The organism is Pseudomonas fluorescens (genome assembly GCF_005938625.1).
Taxonomy (GTDB): domain Bacteria; phylum Pseudomonadota; class Gammaproteobacteria; order Pseudomonadales; family Pseudomonadaceae; genus Aquipseudomonas; species Aquipseudomonas fluorescens_BD.
Genome location: NZ_VCNJ01000024.1, coordinates 163139 through 182761 on the forward strand (window position 1 = coordinate 163139; position 19623 = coordinate 182761).

The window sequence follows — 19623 nt, forward strand, 5'->3', positions numbered from 1 at the left end:
TCAGGCCGCGCCTAATTACTCGAACCAGTGGGCTCGGGCGGCCATGATCAACTTGCCGGCACGATCATCGTCAATGCCGTCGATGTCGAGCAGGTCGTCAATAGACTGCTCGGCCAGGTCTTCGCGGGTAATTACGCCGCGCACCGCCAGTTCCATCGCCAAATCCTTGTCCATACCCTCAAGCGAGAGCAGGTCTTCGGCCGGATGGGCGTCTGCCAGCTTTTCCTCAGTAGCGATGGCTTTGGTCAACAAACGATCCTTGGCACGAGCGCGAAGCTCGTTGACGGTATCTTCGTCAAAGCCGTCGATGTTGAGCATTTCTTCCAACGGTACGTAGGCAATCTCTTCCAGGCTGGTGAAGCCTTCATCTACCAGCACCTGTGCCAGGTCTTCGTCGACTTCCAGCTCGTCGATGAAGTTGCGCAGGATGTCGCCGGTTTCTGCTTGCTGCTTAGCCTGGATGTCCGATTCGGTCATCACGTTCAGGGTCCAGCCAGTCAACTGGCTAGCCAGACGCACGTTCTGACCACCGCGACCGATGGCCTGAGCCAGATTGTCTGCGCCAACGGCGATGTCCATTGCGTGGGCATCTTCGTCAACGATAATTGCCGCAACCTCGGCCGGGGACATGGCGTTGATTACGAACTGAGCCGGGTTGTCGTCCCAAAGAACGATATCCACACGCTCACCGCCCAACTCACCCGACACTGCCTGGACGCGCGAACCGCGCATACCGATGCAAGCACCTTGTGGGTCAATGCGTTTGTCCTTGGAGCGGACGGCGATCTTGGCGCGCGAACCCGGATCACGGGACGCTGCCATTACTTCGATCAGGCCTTCGGCAATTTCCGGCACTTCGATGCGGAACAGCTCGATCAGCATTTCCGGCGCGGTACGCGACAGGATCAGCTGCGGGCCGCGGTTCTCGGTGCGGATTTCCTTGAGCAGCGCACGCAAACGCACGCCAACACGGAAAGTTTCGCGAGAAATGATGTCTTCACGGGCCAGCAACGCTTCAGCGTTGTTACCTAGATCGACGATCACGTTGTCGCGGGTGACCTTTTTCACGGTGCCGGAGATGATTTCTCCAAGGCGCTCGCGATAAGCGTCGACCACTTGTGCGCGCTCGGCTTCACGCACTTTTTGCACGATGACCTGCTTGGCAGTCTGTGCAGCAATGCGGCCGAACTCGATGGATTCGATCTTTTCTTCGACGACGTCGCCAACGTTGGCACCCGGATGCGTTTCGGCAACCTTGCTCGGCCAGGTTTCGATGGCCGGATCGTCGAGATCATTCTCTTCAACGACCGTCCAGCGACGGAAAGTTTCGTATGCCCCGGTGTGGCGGTTAATTTCCACACGCAGGTCAACTTCGTCTTCAAAACGCTTTTTGGTAGCAGTGGCCAAAGCCAGCTCCAGCGCTTCAAAAATTACGCTTGCCGGTACGCCCTTTTCATTGGATACCGACTCAACAACCAGCAGTACTTCTTTGCTCATCGTACGCCTCGCCTTTCGCAAGCCATTGGATCCGCGGGATCCGCGTCTCAGTCAAAACTGGGAATAATGTTGGCCTTGTCGATCATATCGATCGGCAACAGGAACTCATGGTCGTCTACCTGCACCACGACATCCTGTTCTTCTACACCGCGCAGAAGGCCCTGAAAGTTGCGTCGACCTTCAAAAGGCGAGCGCAGCTTGATCTTCACTTGTTCACCGGCAAACTTTGCAAACTGCTCAAGAGTGAACAGTGGGCGCTCCATGCCAGGCGAGGAAACTTCGAGGGTGTATTCAACGGAGATAGGATCTTCAACATCCAGTACACCGCTGATCTGACGGCTGACAATGGCGCAATCGTCCACCAGCACGCCGCCCTCTTTATCGATATAAACGCGCAACATCGAGTGACGACCCTGAGCCGAAAACTCGATACCCCAGCATTCATAGCCCAGGGCCACGACCACCGGGGCCAGCAAGGCCTGCAACTCTTCTAGCTTGCTCGACACCTGAACCCCCTAGTGCATGATATGTGCATGCGTTGCAAAATAAAAAAATGGGCGAAACGCCCATCCTTGAAACGCCGTCGAACAGCGGCGTTGAAAGTGTCCAGCTAACAAAAAGCCCCTTAAAAGGGGCTCCTTAAACTGGTTGCGGGGGCCGGATTTGAACCGACGACCTTCGGGTTATGAGCCCGACGAGCTACCAGACTGCTCCACCCCGCGACAAAGCTGGGGCGGAAGTATACGACCGATCCCTTATAGGGTCAATGTAACCTTCCACCTGCAAGAAAGCCCGCAACAGCGGGCTCTCCTGACTAATTGGTACCGAGAAGGGGACTCGAACCCCTACACCCTATGGGCACAACCACCTCAAGGTTGCGTGTCTACCAATTCCACCACCTCGGCAAAACTACGTTTGAAACCCTTCTTACTTCTGCTCTTGAGCTGGAGGTACGTCAGTCGCTGGAGAAGCCGACTTTTGCTCTTGAAGCACCGGGACATCATCAGAAGCCGGTTGTTGCTGCTTAGGTACTTCCAACACCGCTGGATTTGGGAGACCTGCCTGAGTCAGCTGATGAGCCTTCTCTTTAGCAAAGTAACCTAACCCCAAGCTGGTTATGAAGAAACCGGCGGCAAGTATAGCAGTAAACTTACTAAGAAAGGTAGAGGAACCTTGGCTTCCGAACACAGTATTTGAAGCACCTGCTCCGAAAGACGCGCCAGCGTCCGCACCCTTACCCTGCTGCAGCAAAACCAGAGCAACTACGCCCAATGCACCCAGCAGATGAAAAACGACTACGACTGTTTCCAGCATTTTTTCAGTTTCCCGCGGCGCGACAGATCGCACCGAACTCATCTGCATTCAGGGAAGCCCCACCAATGAGCCCCCCATCGATATCCGGCATGCCGAACAGTTCGACCGCATTGGCCGCCTTCACGCTGCCGCCGTATAGAAGCCGCACACCTCGTGCGACTTCAGAATTCTCTGCCGCCAACTGCTCGCGAATGGCTTTATGCACATCCTGAGCCTGTTGCGGCGTTGCAGTCAGTCCGGTACCAATGGCCCAGACAGGCTCGTAAGCAATGACTGCCTTGGCAAAAGCACCTACACCCAGCTCCTCGATGATGCTGCCCAGCTGACGCCCGACAACCTCAAGAGTTTTCCCGGCTTCACGCTGCTCAAGGGTTTCCCCTATACACAGCACCGGAATCAAGCCACATGCCTGTGCCGCTGCGAACTTGCGATTCAGCATCCCGTCTCGCTCGCCCATTATCTGGCGGCGTTCGGAGTGCCCGACAAGTACCAGGGAACAACCTGCATCCACCAACTGACTCGGAGCAATTTCACCGGTCAATGCACCTTGCATGGATTCCACCGCAGAATTCTGCGCGCCGACCGAAATCGACTTGCCTTTCAAGCCATCAATCACTTGATTGATATACAAGCAAGGCGGGAATACCGCGACATCAACACCGCTTGGCAAGGCCAGATGACGAAGGCCGTTGATCAGCTCAGCGACGCTGGCGCGGGTACCGTGCATCTTCCAGTTACCAGCTACCATAGGGCGACGCATGCTGTACCTCGTCGGTCAAAGTGGGCGCAGATGTTACCCAACACAATCATGGCTTGCAAGCCGAATCAGGCAGAAACTTCAGTTACCAGTTTTGCCAGCTCTTCGGCATAGTTGCGAACCTGGGTTTCGTCCTCACCTTCGACCATTACCCGCACCAACGGCTCTGTTCCGGACTTGCGCAAAAGCACGCGACCGCGCCCCGCCATTGCCTGGGTGACACGCGCACTGGCTTCCTTGACAGCCGGATGCTCGAGCGGACTTTCGCCACCACCGAAACGCACATTGATCAGTACCTGAGGGCACTTGCGCAATGCCTGACGCGTTTGCGCCAAGCCCTCATTACGGGTCTTCAGCGCCATCAATACTTGCAGTGCAGCAATGATCGCATCACCGGTCGTGGTGTGATTAAAGCAAACGATGTGCCCCGAATTCTCACCACCGACCAGCCAATTGCGCTCAAGCAACTCGGCGATCACGTACCGGTCGCCGACATTGGCCCGAATAAATGGAATGGAAAGCTCTGCAAGCGCGAGCTCCAGCCCCAGATTACTCATCAAGGTGCCAACCACGCCGCCTTGCAATTTGCCACGCTCATGCAGGTCACGGGCGATAATGAACAACAATTCGTCGCCATCAACAATGGCACCCGTATGATCGACCATCAAAACCCGGTCGCCATCACCGTCAAAAGCAATACCCAGGTCGGCGTGCTCAGCCAGTACCGCAGCCTGCAACTGCCCCATATGGGTCGAGCCGCAATTTTCGTTGATGTTCAGACCATTTGGTTGCGCCGACAGAACGACGACCTCTGCCCCCAACTCCCGGAAGACGCTCGGGGCCACCTTATAGGTCGCGCCATGCGCACAGTCAATAACGATCTTGAGGCCGGAAAAACTGGTCCCCGTTGGCACACTGCTCTTGCAGAACTCGATGTAGCGTCCCGACGCATCGTTGATCCGCGATACTTTGCCGATCTTGCTCGACTCGACCACGGTCATCGGAGTGTCGAGCAACTCCTCGATCATCAACTCCAGCTCATCCGGCAATTTCGTGCCTTTACCGGAAAAGAATTTGATGCCGTTATCGTCATGGGGATTGTGCGAAGCACTGATCACGATACCGGCCTCAGCCTGGAACGTTCGCGACAGATAGGCGATAGCCGGCGTCGGCATAGGGCCCAGCAGCATCACATCGGCACCCGCCGACGTCAGGCCGGCCTCAAGCGCCGATTCGAACATATAGCCGGAAATACGCGTGTCCTTGCCAACCAGCACCTTGCAGGCACCCATCTTGCGAAAGGCCATGCCGGCGGCCCAGCCGAGCTTGAGCATGAAGTCAGGAGTAATCGGGTATTCACCGACGCGACCACGAATGCCGTCAGTACCAAAGTATTTCTTGCTCATAAGTGCTCCATCATTCTTATTCGGCTGATTCCACGGCCGCGATCATCCGCACCACGTCTACTGTTTCCGCCACATCATGGACGCGCAATATACGCGCACCTTTCACCGACGCCAGTGCCGCCAGCGCCAGGCCACCATGCAACCGCTCGCCGACAGGACGATTCAAAGCCTGCCCGATCATGCTCTTTCTAGAAACACCGACAAGCAGAGGCCTGCCCAGCGTATGCAGGGCTTCCATGTGCTTGAACAAGCTTAGATTGTGCTGCAGGTTTTTGGCGAAACCGAAACCCGGATCAAGAATGATCCGCTCGGCAGGAATACCTGCCGCCGCACATTGGGCCATGCGCTCAGCGAGAAACTCGCCGACTTCGCGCGTGACATCCTGATACTGCGGATTGTCCTGCATGTCTCCAGGCTCGCCGAGCATATGCATGAGGCACACAGGCAAACCGGTAGCCGCAGCAGCATCCAGTGCGCCGTCGCGCTGCAGCGAGCGCACATCATTGATCAATCCGGCACCCAACCGTGCGGTTTCGCGCATGACAGCAGGTGTAGAAGTATCCACCGAGATGATCACATCAAGCTCGCGATTGATCAGCTCGACGATCGGCGCCACACGCTCAAGCTCTTCGAGCGGCGACACCGCTCGCGCGCCAGGACGCGTGGATTCGCCACCGACATCAATCAGCGTCGCACCCGCAGCAACCATCGCTTCTGCGTGGCGCAAGGCGGCATCCAGCTGGCTATATTGGCCGCCGTCGGAGAAAGAATCAGGGGTGACATTGAGAATACCCATGACATGCGTCCGGGCCAAATCAAGAACCCGGTTGCCGCAAGGCAACCGGGTCAGGGACTGTACAGAAGTCATTTCAAACCTTAAACGTCAGCAGCCGGACCGCCAATCGGTGTTTCCGGACGTTCGTCACGAACTACCGGAGGTGGCGGTGTACCCGTGCCACCCGACCAGTCGCGAGGCTCACGCGGCGTACGACCCGCCATGATGTCGTCGATCTGTTCAGCGTCGATCGTTTCATACTTCATCAGGGCATCAGCCATGGCGTCGAGCTTGTCACGGTTATCCGTCAGGATCTGCTTGGCCGTGCCATAGCACTGGTCAATGATGCTGCGCACTTCGGAGTCGATCAGCTTGGCTGTCTCACCGGAGAAGCTGGCAGCCTGACCGCCACCGCCGCGACCGAGGAATACTTCACCCTCTTCTTCGGCGTACATCAACGGACCGAGTTTTTCCGACAGACCCCACTTGGTCACCATGTTCCGTGCGATCTGGCTGGCACGCATGATGTCGTTGGAGGCACCGGTGGTTACACCGTCGAAGCCAAGGGTCATTTCTTCAGCGATACGGCCGCCGTACAGCGAGCAGATCTGGCTGATCAGCGCGCGCTTGGACAGGCTGTAGCGATCTTCTTCCGGCAGGAACATGGTCACACCCAGCGCACGGCCGCGCGGAATGATCGACACCTTGTAGACCGGATCATGCTCAGGCACGACGCGACCAACGATGGCGTGGCCTGCTTCGTGATAAGCGGTGTTCTGCTTCTCTTTCTCGGACATGACCATCGATTTGCGCTCGGCGCCCATCATGATCTTGTCTTTGGCCAGTTCGAACTCTTTCATTTCAACGATGCGTTTGCCACTGCGTGCAGCGAACAGCGACGCTTCGTTGACCAGGTTAGCCAGATCAGCACCCGAGAAACCCGGAGTACCACGTGCAATAACGGCCGGAGCGACGTCGTCACCCATTGGTACTTTACGCATGTGAACCTTGAGGATCTGCTCGCGACCACGGATATCCGGCAGCCCCACCACAACCTGACGGTCGAAACGGCCCGGACGCAGCAGCGCAGGGTCGAGTACGTCAGGACGGTTGGTTGCAGCGATAACAATAATGCCGTCATTCATCTCGAAGCCGTCCATCTCAACCAGTAACTGGTTGAGAGTCTGCTCACGCTCGTCATGACCGCCACCCATACCGGCGCCACGATGGCGACCGACGGCGTCGATTTCGTCGATAAAGATGATGCAAGGCGCGTGTTTCTTCGCCTGCTCGAACATGTCACGTACACGGCTGGCACCAACACCGACGAACATTTCGACGAAATCGGAACCGGAAATGGTGAAGAACGGAACCTTGGCTTCGCCGGCAATCGCCTTGGCCAGCAAGGTTTTACCGGTACCCGGAGGACCGACCATCAGCACACCGCGAGGAATGCGGCCGCCCAGACGCTGGAACTTGCCCGGATCACGGAGGAACTCAACCAGCTCGCCGACTTCCTCCTTGGCTTCGTCGCAACCGGCGACGTCAGCCAATGTGGTTTTCACCTGATCTTCGGAAAGCAGGCGCGCCTTGCTCTTGCCGAAGCTCATCGGCCCGCCCTTGCCACCGGCACCGCCCTGCATCTGGCGCATGAAGAACATGAACACCGCGATGATCACCAGGATCGGGAAGCTGGCTACCAGCAACTGGGTCCAGATGCTTTGCTGCTCAGGCTGCTTGCCTTCGACCACAACGTGGTTGTCGACCAGATCACCGATCAGGCCATTGTCCTGAATTGCCGGACGAATGGTCTTGAAGCTGTCGCCATCATTGCGCTTGCCGGTAATCACATAACCATCAACGGCTACGCGCTCGACCTTGCCATCCTTGACCTGCTGGATGAAGTCGGAATAGTTGAGGGTCTGCGGCTCGTTAGGGCTGGAGAAGTTGTTCATCACCGTCACCAGGACAGCTGCGATGATCAACCACAGGATCAGATTCTTTGCCATATCGTTCAATTAACTACCCTCTGAAGCAAGCTCCGCTACTGGCGCGCGCTTCGCATGATATTCACCGGCCTAACTTACTACATTACCTACGACTCTGGCAGGCGCCGTCTGTAACCCTTTGTGAAACACTTTCTACACAATATTCGCTAAAGCACCCGGGGCAAAATACGAAAAACCTATCACCCCACACAAAAACCTCGATTTACTCGCTACGCCCGCGATAACCCCAAGCCAGCATGTATTGCTCGCGGGAGCTGCCACGAGAGGAGTCCGGCTTGATCATCTGGATCTTGTCGAACTTCTTGCGGGCATCCTTCAGGTAGACATCAAAGCCTTCGCCCTGAAAGATCTTGATGACGAAATTACCTCCCGGCTTGAGGATCCGCTCCGCCAGATCAAGCGCCAGCTCGCACAGGAACATGGCTTTGGGCATATCCACTTCGGGCGTACCACTCATATTGGGGGCCATATCGGAAATCACAAGGTCCACCTGCGAATTACCCACAGCTTCAAGGATTCGCCCGAGCACTTCGTCCTCAGTGAAGTCTCCGTGAATGAAGGTCACGTCAGGAATACTGTCCATTTCCAGGATGTCCGAAGCGATCAGACGCCCCTGACCACCGATCAGCCGACTGGTGACCTGCGACCAGCCACCAGGGGCTGCACCCAGATCGACAACGCTCATGCCAGGGCGGATCAGCTTGTATTTCTCCTGGACTTCCAGAAGCTTGTAACTCGCACGCGAGCGGTAGCCATCCTTCTGCGCTTGTTTCACATAGGGATCGTTGACATGTCTTTTCAGCCAACCAAGGCTTGTCTTGGAACGCGCCATTGGGCACCTCGTTGATAAGGGTCGTGATTAATTGGGCGGATCCACGAGCCCTCGGGTAAAATGGCCGCCATTTTACAGAATCCAGACGAAAGGGTCAGATTATGCCGCTCACTCCAGAGCAGAAGAAACAGTACAAATCCATTGGCCACCACCTCAAACCAGTTTTGACGGTAGCTGACAACGGTTTGACTGAAGGTGTTTTAGCCGAACTTGAACGCGCTTTGGCGGATCACGAGCTGATCAAAATCAAGCTCAATATCCTCGATCGCGAATCGCGCCTCGCGCACATCGCAGAGCTGTGCAAGGTTGGCAAAGCGGATCTGGTACAGGTCATCGGCAAGATGGCACTGGTTTACCGCAAGAACTTCAGCGCCAACAAGCAGCTGTCGAACGTTCATCGCTTCAAGTGATGAAAAGGGTCAAGGGTGTGCTTCGCGCACCCTGCCACTCCATCCCGGCACCGGTTGCAGCACCAACACCAGTCCGGAAAAGCCCAGAACCAGATAACTGAACACCTGCCAGCGCTGCGCATCCGGCCAGCCGACACGCACTGCGACAAACATCGCACACGCATACAACGCCATCAACAGCACCTGCCCACGAAAATCTCGCCATAGACTGGCAAGGCCCTCGGCCTGAACCAGCACCAAAGCCTGAAATATCACGCATGCGGCGGCGAACCCAACTACCAGCACTTCGAATGCACTGGCCACCTCATCGATCAGCAGCGGTGCCAGGCCAATCTTGCCCAACGCCGGCTGCAAACCAAGATGAATCAGCCATAGACCGCCGACCCAAAGCATCTGGGTCAGCTGCCAAAGCATGGCGCCCGCATGCAGCGGGCGCCCTTTTTCAGATGTGACGAACTTCGACAATCTCGTACTCGATCACGCCGCTTGGCGTTTTCACGGCGACCACATCGCCCTCTTCCTTGCCAATCAAGGCACGGGCCAAAGGCGAGCCAACCGAAATCTTGCCGAGTTTGAAGTCAGCCTCATCCTCACCCACGATGTGGTAAGTGACGCTTTCATCGGTCTCGACGTTGGCGATTTCGACGGTCGTGCCGAAAATCACCTTGCCGGTGTGAGGAATGCTCGTGACATCGATGATGACCTGATTCTGGATCCGGCCTTCGATGTCACGAATCCGCGCCTCGACCATGCCTTGCTGTTCGCGGGCGGCATGGTATTCCGCGTTTTCTTTCAAGTCGCCCAACTCGCGGGCCGTACCGATGTCCTGGCTGAGCTTCGGACGGACGACCTTGGTCAGGTGAGCGTGTTCTTCTTCCAGGGCTTTAGCGCCCTGGACAGTCATTGGGTATTTGATCATGCCTTCAATCCTGCGTGTAGATCCTGCAAGCGGCGCACGGTCTTTTCCGGACCGAACTTCAGCGCTTCACAGATAGCTTCGCCAGCAGCAATGGTGGTGGTGCAGTAAATCTTGTGCTGCAAGGCATTACGACGAATGGAGTACGAATCAGCGATCGACTGACGACCTTCGGTGGTGTTGATGATCAGGGTGACTTCGTCATTCTTGATCATGTCGACCACGTGTGGACGACCCTCGGTCACCTTGTTCACACGGCGCACTTTTAGGCCTGCAGCCTCGATCAGCTTGGCAGTACCGGCAGTGGCAACCACTTCGAAGCCCAAGTTGATCAGATCACGGGCCACGCCTGCAACCAGTGGCTTATCGTCGTCACGTACGCTGATGAACGCTGTACCACCGGTCGGCAGCACTTCGCTGGCGCCCATCTGGGCTTTGGCGAATGCTTCACCGAAGGTGTCGCCGACGCCCATCACTTCACCGGTCGACTTCATTTCTGGGCCGAGGATCGGGTCAACGCCAGGGAATTTGGCGAACGGGAACACCGCCTCTTTCACGCTGTAGAAGTTCGGAATGATTTCTTTGGTGAAGCCGATTTCTTTCAGGGTCTTACCGGCCATTACGCGGGCAGCGATCATGGCCAGGGAAACACCGATGCACTTCGACACGAACGGTACGGTACGCGAGGCGCGCGGGTTGACTTCGATGACGTAGATGTCTTCGCCTTGCAGCGCCAACTGCACGTTCATCAGGCCGACAACGCCCAGCTCCAGGGCCATTTTCTTGACCTGTTCGCGCATTTCGTCCTGGATGTGCGCCGGCAGCGAGTACGGCGGCAGCGAGCACGCGGAGTCACCGGAGTGAACGCCCGCCTGTTCGATGTGCTGCATGATCGCGCCGATCACCACGTCTTTGCCGTCGCAGACCGCATCCACGTCCATCTCGATGGCGCAGTTGAGGAAATGGTCGAGCAGCACCGGGCTGTCGTTGGACACTTGCACCGCGTCACGCAGGTAACGCTTGAGCTCGTCTTCTTTATAAACGATTTCCATCGCGCGGCCACCCAGTACATAGGACGGGCGCACCACCAGCGGATAACCGATTTTCGCGGCAGCACGAACAGCTTCGTCTTCGCTACGCACGGTGGCGTTTGGCGGCTGACGCAGGTTCAGACGCTCAACCATCTGCTGGAAGCGCTCACGGTCTTCAGCGCGGTCGATGGCGTCAGGGCTGGTGCCGATGATCGGCACGCCAGCCGCTTCCAGGGCACGAGCCAGTTTCAGCGGAGTCTGGCCGCCGTACTGGACAATCACGCCTTTCGGCTTCTCGACGCGGCAGATTTCCAGCACGTCTTCCAGGGTTACCGGCTCGAAGTACAAACGGTCGGAAGTGTCGTAGTCGGTGGAAACGGTTTCCGGGTTGCAGTTGACCATGATGGTTTCGTAGCCGTCTTCGCGCAGAGCGAGGGCGGCGTGAACGCAGCAGTAGTCGAACTCGATGCCCTGGCCGATACGGTTTGGACCGCCGCCCAGAATCATGATCTTGTCGCGACCCGACGGCGCGGCTTCGCACTCTTCTTCGTACGTCGAGTAGAGGTAAGCGGTGTCGGTGGCGAACTCGGCGGCACAGGTGTCAACACGCTTGTAGACCGGGAACACTTCCAGCTTCTGACGGTGCGTACGCAGGTTCTTCTCGGTCACACCCAACAGCTTGGCCAGACGCTGATCGGAGAAGCCTTTGCGCTTGAGCTTGAACATCAGGTCGCGGTCGATAGCCGACAGACCGAGGGTCTTGACCTTCTCTTCTTCCTTGATCAGATCTTCGATCTGCACCAGGAACCACGGGTCGATCATGTTCATGCCGAAGATGTCTTCGACCGACAGGCCGGCGCGGAAAGCGTCAGCGACGTACCAGATACGCTCGGCGCCCGGAACGGTCAGTTCGCGCTTGAGCACGCTCATGCTTTCCGGGTTGCTCAGGTCGAGCTTCTCGTCCAGACCGCAAACGCCCACTTCCAGACCGCGCAGAGCTTTCTGCAGGGATTCCTGGAAAGTCCGGCCGATGGCCATGACTTCACCGACCGACTTCATCTGAGTGGTCAGGCGTGCGTCAGCCTTGGCGAATTTTTCGAAGGCAAAACGTGGCAGCTTGGTCACGACGTAGTCGATCGACGGCTCGAAGGACGCCGGGGTCTTGCCGCCGGTGATGTCGTTCGACAGTTCGTCGAGGGTGTAACCCACAGCCAGTTTGGCCGCGACTTTGGCGATCGGGAAACCAGTGGCTTTCGAAGCCAGCGCCGAGGAGCGCGATACGCGCGGGTTCATTTCGATCACGACCATACGGCCAGTGTTCGGGCAGATACCGAATTGAACGTTGGAACCGCCAGTCTCGACGCCGATCTCGCGCAGTACCGCCAGCGAGGCGTTACGCAGGATCTGGTATTCCTTGTCGGTCAGGGTCTGAGCCGGGGCAACGGTGATCGAGTCACCGGTGTGCACGCCCATCGGGTCGAAGTTTTCGATCGAGCAGACGATGATGCAGTTGTCCTTTTTGTCGCGGACAACTTCCATTTCATATTCTTTCCAGCCGATCAGCGATTCGTCGATCAGCAGCTCTTTGGTCGGCGACAGGTCCAGACCACGGGCGCAGATTTCTTCGAACTCTTCACGGTTGTAAGCGATACCACCACCGGTGCCGCCCATGGTGAAGGACGGACGGATGATGCACGGGAAGCCCAGGGTTTCAAGAACCGCGTTGGCTTCTTCCATGCTGTGGGCGATACCGGAACGCGGGCACGCCAGGCCGATGGATTTCATCGCCTTGTCGAAACGCGAACGGTCTTCAGCCTTGTCGATGGTGTCGGCGTTGGCGCCGATCATTTCTACGCCGAACTTCTCCAGAACGCCTTCGCGCTCCAGGTCCAGGGCGCAGTTCAGAGCAGTCTGGCCGCCCATGGTTGGCAGCACCGCGTCCGGACGCTCTTTTTCGATGATCTTGGCAACGGTCTGCCACTTGATCGGCTCGATGTAGGTGGCGTCGGCCATGTCCGGGTCGGTCATGATGGTAGCCGGGTTGGAGTTCACCAGGATGACGCGGTAACCCTCTTCGCGCAGGGCTTTACAGGCCTGGGCGCCGGAGTAGTCGAATTCGCAAGCCTGGCCGATAACGATCGGGCCAGCGCCGAGAATCAGGATGCTTTTAATGTCTGTACGTTTTGGCATGGGTTTGTCACTCAAATCCGCAGGTCAGTCGGCAAGCCGTCTTGATCGATTTCTGAAGTCCCGAGGGGGCCACCGGTGTCGGGGCCGCCCTCGAGGGGCTTCTCTCTACAGTCTCAAGGCGAACGCTTAGCGTCGCTTGGCCATCTCGTTGATGAAGCGGTCGAACAGTGGCGCAACATCGTTCGGGCCCGGGCTCGCTTCAGGGTGACCCTGGAAGCTGAACGCGCTCTTGTCAGTGCGCTCGATGCCTTGCAGGGTGCCGTCGAACAGCGATTTGTGAATCGCGCGAACGTTGGCTGGCAGGGTTTCTTCATCTACCGCGAAACCGTGGTTCTGGCTGGTGATCATCACAACGCCAGTGTCCAGATCCTGCACCGGGTGGTTTGCACCATGGTGGCCATGGCCCATTTTCAGGGTCTTGGCGCCGGAGGCCAGAGCCAACAGTTGGTGACCGAGGCAGATGCCGAACACCGGAATTTCGGTTTCCAGGACTTCCTTGATCGCCTTGATCGCGTAGTCGCATGGCTCCGGATCACCAGGGCCGTTGGACAGGAACACGCCGTCCGGCTTCAGTGCCAGTACGTCGGCAGCTGGAGTCTGAGCCGGCACCACGGTGACACGGCAGCCGCGCTCGACCAGCATGCGCAGGATGTTGACCTTGACGCCGTAGTCGTAGGCAACCACGTGGTAAGGCAGCTCGGAAGCGTCGATGGTCGCGTGGCTGTCGGTTTTCAGGTCCCAGACAGTCGAGCGCCATTCGTATTGAGTCTTGGTGCTGACGACTTTCGCCAGGTCCATGCCCTTCAGGCCCGGGAAGCCTTGCGCAGCGGCGATTGCCGCTTCTTCGGAGATGTTGTCGCCGGCCATGATGCAGCCGTTCTGTGCGCCTTTTTCACGCAGGATGCGGGTCAGGCGACGGGTGTCGATACCAGCGATTGCCACAACGTTGTTGGCTTTCAGGTAGTCGGACAGGGACATCGTGTTACGCCAGTTGCTCGCTACCAGCGGCAGGTCACGGATGACCAGGCCAGCGGACCAGACGCGATCGGACTCGGCGTCTTCCGGCGTGGTGCCGGTGTTGCCGATGTGCGGGTAAGTCAGGGTAACGATCTGTTGGGCGTAGGAAGGATCGGTAAGGATTTCCTGATAGCCGGTCATTGCGGTGTTGAACACCACCTCACCAACGGTTTGACCGTCGGCACCAATGGCTTCGCCGCGAAAAATGCTGCCATCAGCAAGGGCAAGTATGGCTGGCTTAGTCAAGAAGACCTCCCGTAAATAACGCATGAAAGGGCGATCGCAGGTTGTAAAAAAGCGGAGTGACGTATGGACACGTCACCCCGCTTCTTCACTGAATTATTCTGCGCGCTTTTAGTGGACACACTAAAGCTGTAGCTTACAGAAAAAGGCTTTTTTGGTCCACCGCTAAAGAGCCTAAAAGGCCGGAGAATGCGACAGGTCGTCGCCAAGCGGAGAAAAACCAGCGCAAACAGGCCGTTTGCGCCGGGTTTAGCAGTGTATCAACGCAGGTCAAGCACGTCTTGCATGTCGTACAGACCCGGCTCGCGACCATCCAGCCACAGCGCGGCACGCACCGCGCCCTTGGCAAACGTCATGCGGCTCGACGCCTTGTGTGTGATCTCCAGGCGCTCGCCTTCGCAGGCAAACAGCACGGTGTGATCACCCACCACGTCACCGCCGCGCACAGTTGCAAAACCAATGGTTTCACGCTCACGGGCGCCGGTGTGACCCTCGCGACCGTAGACCGCGACTTTCTGCAAATCGCGATCCAGCGCACTGGCGATCACTTCACCCATGCGCAACGCCGTACCCGACGGCGCATCGATCTTGTGGCGGTGATGAGCTTCGATGATTTCGATGTCGGCATCATCGCCCAGCACCCGCGCCGCCATATCCAGCAGCTTCAGCGACAGATTGACGCCGACGCTGAAGTTGGCCGCGAACACGATCGGAATGTCCTTGCCCGCCTCGACCAACAACTGCTTCTGCGCAGCGTCCAGGCCAGTGGTGCCGATGACCATGGCCTTGCCGGCCTTGCGGCAGAAGGCGAGGTTTTTCAGCATCACTTCCGGCAGCGTAAAGTCGATCAACACATCGAACTCTTCAGCCACCGCTTCGATATGCCCGGACAACGGCACGCCGATGCGACCCAGCGACGCCAGCTCACCGGCATCGACGCCGATCAGCGTGCTGCCAGGACGAACCACAGCGGCGGTCAAACCAGTCAGCGGCGCGCGCTGCTGCACGGCCTCGACCAGAATCTTACCCATGCGCCCAGCAGCGCCCATCACAGCTATACGTCGCATGCCGACTCCTTACAGATCGCCGAAGAAGCGCTTCACACCGTCGAACCAACCGGTGGTTTTTGGCGAGTGGCTATTGTCGTCGGCCAGCGAGCTACGGAATTCTTCCAGCAGTTCGCGCTGACGACGATTGAGGTTCACCGGAGTCTCGACCGCCACACGGCACATCAAGTCGCCCGCGCCACCACCACGCACCGGCGCCACGCCTTTACCGCGCACGCGGAACTGCTTGCCGGTCTGGGTGCCTTCAGGGATTTTCAGCTTGACGCGACCGTCGAGGGTCGGAATTTCCAGCTCGCCACCCAGCGCCGCGTCAACGAAGCTGATCGGCACTTCGCAGAACAGATGTTTGCCATCGCGCTGAAAAATGTCGTGTTCGCGGACATTGATGACCACGTACAGGTCGCCCGTCGGGCCACCCTGCGTACCCGCCTCGCCTTCGCCGGACAGACGAATGCGGTCGCCGGTATCGACACCGGCCGGCACTTTGACCGACAGGGTTTTGTACTCTTCGACGCGTCCGTCACCGTGGCAGGAGTCGCACGGATCGGAAATAATCTTGCCCTGGCCATGGCAACGCGGGCAGGTTTGCTGCACCGAGAAGAAGCCTTGCTGCATGCGCACTTGACCGATGCCGCCGCAAGTCGGGCACGTCGATGGCGACGAGCCTTTCTTCGCGCCAGAACCATCGCACGGCTTGCAGTTGACCAGTGTCGGAACGCGGATATTCACCGACGTACCGCGTACCGCTTCTTCCAGATTCAGCTCAAGGGTGTAGCGCAAATCGCTGCCACGCTGAGCGCCGCCACGGGAACCGCCGCGACCGCCACCGAAGAAATCACTGAAGACATCACCAAAGATGTCCGAGAAGTTCTGACCGCCGAAACCGGCACCACCGCCACCCATGCTCGGGTCGACGCCGGCATGACCATACTGGTCGTACGCCGCACGCTTGCTCGAGTCGGACAGCACTTCGTAGGCCTCGTTGGCCTCTTTGAACATTTCTTCCGACGCTTTGTCATCGGGATTACGGTCCGGGTGGTGCTTCATCGCCAGACGACGGTAAGCCTTTTTCAGGTCCGCATCGCTTGAGCCGCGCTCAACACCCAACACTTCGTAATAGTCACGCTTTGCCATAAGTCTTCTGCACTCTTGAGGACGTTCGGCAAACCCCTCCTGAGGATCGCCAAACTCGTTGAGCCCCAATACAGGCCCGGACCCAACTCACGTCAATTCAACGATCCTGGTCTTTGTTTCTTGCGGCACTTGCGGCGTGAAAAGCAGGAGCATCTTCAGCCATACCGCCAACACCCGAACGCTGTCGCATGCTGTAAAAATTCGCGTATTCCAGATACGCCAACGCGGGAGCTAGCTCCCGCGCGGCGACATCCTACCAGTCACTGCCTAAAGGCAGTCAACCGGCCGACCAACAACTTACTTGTGGTCTTTGACTTCTTCGAACTCTGCATCGACAACGTCGTCAGCCTTCTCAGCCGATTCGCCTTGCGGGGCTGCGCCATCAGCTGGCTGAGCCTGTTCGGCGTACATCTTCTGAGCAACCGGAGCGGAGACTTTCGACAGCTCTTCAACCTTCGCTTCGATAGCAGCCTTGTCGTCGCCTTTGACAGCGGCTTCCAGAGCAACCACAGCGGCTTCGATCGCAGTCTTCTCTTCGGCGGTGACTTTGTCGCCCGCGTCAGCAATCATTTTGCGTGTCGAGTGCACCAGTGCATCACCCTGGTTACGGGCAGCGGCCAGTTCTTCGAACTTGCGGTCTTCCTCAGCGTTGGCTTCGGCGTCACGCACCATGCGCTCGATTTCTTCGTCGGACAGACCGGAGTTGGCCTTGATCACGATCGACTGGGTCTTGCCGGTAGCCTTGTCTTTCGCACCAACGTGCAGAATGCCGTTAGCGTCGATGTCGAAGGTCACTTCGATCTGCGGCACGCCACGTGGAGCAGGTGGAATGTCGGCCAGGTCGAACTTGCCTAGGGACTTGTTCTGAGTGGCTTGCTTGCGCTCGCCCTGCAGCACGTGAATGGTCACAGCGCCCTGGTTGTCGTCGGCAGTCGAGAACACTTGCGATTTCTTGGTAGGAATCGTGGTGTTTTTCTCGATCAGCGCGGTCATCACGCCACCCATGGTTTCGATACCCAAGGTCAGCGGGCTGACGTCGAGCAGCAGAACGTCTTTGACGTCACCGGCCAGAACAGCGCCCTGAATCGCAGCACCCATGGCAACAGCTTCGTCCGGGTTAACGTCTTTGCGAGCTTCTTTACCGAAGAAATCAGTAACCAGCTTCTGCACCAGCGGCATACGGGTCTGACCACCGACCAGGATCACGTCGTTGATCGCGCCAACGTCCAGACCTGCGTCTTTCATGGCGATGCGGCAAGGTTCGATGGTGCGCTGAACCAGGTCTTCAACCAGTGCTTCGAGCTTGGCACGCGAGATCTTCACGTTCAGGTGCTTAGGACCGGTCGCGTCTGCAGTGATGTACGGCAGGTTGACGTCGGTCGACTGAGCGGACGACAGCTCAATCTTGGCTTTCTCAGCGGCTTCTTTCAGGCGCTGCATGGCCAGCGGGTCACCTTTGAGGTTCATGCCGCTTTCTTTCTTGAATTCGTCAACGAGGTAGTCGATCAGACGAATGTCGAAGTCTTCACCGCCGAGGAACGTGTCACCGTTGGTGGCCAGAACTTCAAACTGGTGCTCGCCATCAACTTCAGCGATCTCGATCACGGAAACGTCGAAAGTACCGCCACCCAAGTCATAAACGATCACGGTGTGATCGCCCTTGGCCTTGTCCATACCGTAAGCCAGAGCAGCTGCGGTCGGTTCGTTGATGATACGTTTTACGTCCAGCCCAGCAATGCGGCCGGCGTCTTTGGTCGCCTGACGCTGGCTGTCGTTGAAGTAGGCCGGAACGGTGATCACCGCTTCGGTCACGGTCTCGCCGAGGTAGTCTTCGGCGGTCTTCTTCATCTTTTTCAGGATTTCAGCCGAGATTTGTGGCGGTGCCATTTTCTGGCCGTTCACTTCTACCCAGGCGTCGTTGTTGTCAGCCTTGACGATCTTGTAAGGGACCATCTGGATGTCTTTCTGCACAACTTCTTCGTCGAAACGACGACCGATCAGACGCTTTACCGCGTACAGAGTGTTGTGCGGGTTGGTTACAGCCTGACGCTTGGCCGACTGACCTACCAGAATTTCGCCATCGTTGGCGTAAGCGATGATCGACGGCGTGGTACGCGCGCCTTCAGCGTTTTCGATAACTTTTGCTTTGCCGTTTTCCAGCACGGAGACGCAGGAGTTGGTAGTCCCCAGGTCGATACCGATAATTTTGCCCATGTTAACTCTCCCGAAACTTTGGATTTTTTTGCCGCAGCAGTGGTGGCTGACTGCGGTAATACTTAAACGCTTGACTTCTAAATGGGGGCCTTACGGCCAATTTCAAGCCTGCTCGTCAATCGAAGGCGAAACTGGCGCAGGCGCCTTGCTGACCACAACCATGGCCGGGCGCAACAGGCGACCGTTGAGCTGGTAGCCCTTCTGGAACACCTTCAGAACGCTGTTCGGTTCTACGTCGGCGCTTTCCTGCATGGCCATCGCCTGATGCTGAACGGCGTTGAACGGTTCGCCATGCGGATCGATCGCTTCCAGCTGATAACGCTTGAGGGTGTCGTGGAACATTTTCAGCGTCAGCTCGATGCCTTCGCGCATCGGACGAATGCTTTCGTCGTCCGGGTTCGACAGCTCGAGGCCGCGCTCCAGGCTGTCGACGATCGGCAGCAGGTCGCCGGCGAATTTTTCCAGGGCAAACTTGTGCGCCTTCTCGACGTCCTGCTCGGCACGGCGACGGACGTTCTGCAGATCGGCAGCAACACGCAGAGATTGATCCTGCGCGGCGGCCAATTGCTCTTCGAGCACTTGTACACGGGTCGCCAGGTCATCACCCGAACCTTCGGGCGCCTGATTGGCTTCTGGGTTTTGCGTATCTACTGTCTGTTCGTCAGCCATAGAATTCTCCTTTCAATTTCGTCCGCGAGCCTGACTCGCGCTTCTGCCCCGATATATGGGGCCGCAAAATCAGGCTTCAAGGGCTTTCAACCATTAACCCTACAAAAAAGTGCCACATTCTCATTCCTGAATGCGCTAAGCA

At 57.6% G+C, this 19623-nt stretch carries 17 protein-coding genes and 2 tRNA genes; 1 reads left to right on the top strand and 18 read right to left on the bottom strand.

Annotated elements, in window-relative coordinates:
• Positions 1-15: 15 nt before the first annotated feature.
• From nusA to rlmE, 10 genes are all read right to left on the bottom strand, one after another.
• The gene (gene nusA / locus FGA82_RS16005; RefSeq protein ID WP_008088341.1) at positions 16-1497 is read right to left on the bottom strand and encodes a transcription termination factor NusA; all 1482 of its coding nucleotides are present in this window, start codon (positions 1495-1497) and stop codon (positions 16-18) included.
• Positions 1498-1544: 47 nt separating this feature from the next.
• Entirely contained in the window at positions 1545-2003 is a 459-nt protein-coding gene (rimP, locus tag FGA82_RS16010; protein WP_007915250.1) for a ribosome maturation factor RimP, read from the bottom strand.
• Positions 2004-2142: 139 nt separating this feature from the next.
• Positions 2143-2219, bottom strand: a tRNA-Met gene (locus FGA82_RS16015).
• A gap of 97 nt (positions 2220-2316) precedes the next feature.
• Positions 2317-2402 (bottom strand) — tRNA-Leu (locus FGA82_RS16020).
• Between the two features lie 22 nt (positions 2403-2424).
• Complete coding sequence (gene secG / locus FGA82_RS16025) at positions 2425-2811, bottom strand: preprotein translocase subunit SecG (RefSeq protein ID WP_141127794.1); 387 nt, start codon at positions 2809-2811, stop codon at positions 2425-2427.
• Positions 2812-2815: 4 nt separating this feature from the next.
• Positions 2816-3571 carry a triose-phosphate isomerase gene (gene tpiA / locus FGA82_RS16030; RefSeq protein WP_016986498.1) on the bottom strand — a complete coding sequence of 252 codons (756 nt, stop codon included), beginning with the start codon at positions 3569-3571 and terminating at the stop codon, positions 2816-2818.
• Positions 3572-3636: 65 nt separating this feature from the next.
• Positions 3637-4974 (bottom strand): phosphoglucosamine mutase, encoded by a 1338-nt coding sequence (gene glmM, locus FGA82_RS16035; protein ID WP_122598522.1) that lies wholly within the window; start codon positions 4972-4974, stop codon positions 3637-3639.
• 16 nt (positions 4975-4990) lie between these two features.
• The gene (gene folP / locus FGA82_RS16040; RefSeq protein WP_141127795.1) at positions 4991-5842 is read right to left on the bottom strand and encodes a dihydropteroate synthase; all 852 of its coding nucleotides are present in this window, start codon (positions 5840-5842) and stop codon (positions 4991-4993) included.
• Positions 5843-5850: 8 nt separating this feature from the next.
• A complete protein-coding gene (gene ftsH / locus FGA82_RS16045) occupies positions 5851-7758 on the bottom strand; it encodes an ATP-dependent zinc metalloprotease FtsH (RefSeq protein WP_016986501.1) in 1908 nt (635 codons plus the stop codon).
• A gap of 202 nt (positions 7759-7960) precedes the next feature.
• Positions 7961-8590 carry a 23S rRNA (uridine(2552)-2'-O)-methyltransferase RlmE gene (gene rlmE / locus FGA82_RS16050; protein ID WP_141127796.1) on the bottom strand — a complete coding sequence of 210 codons (630 nt, stop codon included), beginning with the start codon at positions 8588-8590 and terminating at the stop codon, positions 7961-7963.
• A gap of 101 nt (positions 8591-8691) precedes the next feature.
• On the opposite strand from rlmE, the gene FGA82_RS16055 reads away from it, so the two are divergent.
• Positions 8692-9000 carry a YhbY family RNA-binding protein gene (locus tag FGA82_RS16055; RefSeq protein WP_016771761.1) on the top strand — a complete coding sequence of 103 codons (309 nt, stop codon included), beginning with the start codon at positions 8692-8694 and terminating at the stop codon, positions 8998-9000.
• 9 nt (positions 9001-9009) lie between these two features.
• On the opposite strand, the gene FGA82_RS16060 is transcribed toward FGA82_RS16055, so the two are convergent.
• The 8 genes from FGA82_RS16060 to grpE form a co-directional block, all read right to left on the bottom strand.
• Positions 9010-9414, bottom strand: a complete 405-nt coding sequence (locus FGA82_RS16060) for an MFS transporter (RefSeq protein ID WP_141127797.1) — start codon at positions 9412-9414, stop codon at positions 9010-9012.
• Between the two features lie 28 nt (positions 9415-9442).
• Positions 9443-9919, bottom strand: a complete 477-nt coding sequence (greA, locus tag FGA82_RS16065; protein ID WP_064119469.1) for a transcription elongation factor GreA — start codon at positions 9917-9919, stop codon at positions 9443-9445.
• A complete protein-coding gene (gene carB / locus FGA82_RS16070) occupies positions 9916-13137 on the bottom strand; it encodes a carbamoyl-phosphate synthase large subunit (protein ID WP_007915231.1) in 3222 nt (1073 codons plus the stop codon). Before carB ends, greA begins: the two co-directional genes overlap by 4 nt.
• A 126-nt stretch (positions 13138-13263) precedes the next feature.
• Entirely contained in the window at positions 13264-14400 is a 1137-nt protein-coding gene (gene carA / locus FGA82_RS16075; protein ID WP_007915228.1) for a glutamine-hydrolyzing carbamoyl-phosphate synthase small subunit, read from the bottom strand.
• A 257-nt stretch (positions 14401-14657) separates the two neighbouring features.
• A complete protein-coding gene (dapB, locus tag FGA82_RS16080) occupies positions 14658-15464 on the bottom strand; it encodes a 4-hydroxy-tetrahydrodipicolinate reductase (protein ID WP_038357479.1) in 807 nt (268 codons plus the stop codon).
• A gap of 9 nt (positions 15465-15473) precedes the next feature.
• On the bottom strand, positions 15474-16598 hold the full coding sequence (gene dnaJ, locus FGA82_RS16085) for a molecular chaperone DnaJ (RefSeq protein WP_016986506.1): 1125 nt from the start codon (positions 16596-16598) through the stop codon (positions 15474-15476).
• 297 nt (positions 16599-16895) lie between these two features.
• Positions 16896-18812 (bottom strand): molecular chaperone DnaK, encoded by a 1917-nt coding sequence (gene dnaK / locus FGA82_RS16090; RefSeq protein ID WP_007915221.1) that lies wholly within the window; start codon positions 18810-18812, stop codon positions 16896-16898.
• Positions 18813-18914: 102 nt separating this feature from the next.
• Entirely contained in the window at positions 18915-19481 is a 567-nt protein-coding gene (gene grpE / locus FGA82_RS16095) for a nucleotide exchange factor GrpE (RefSeq protein ID WP_122598517.1), read from the bottom strand.
• Between the last annotated feature and the right edge of the window lie 142 nt (positions 19482-19623).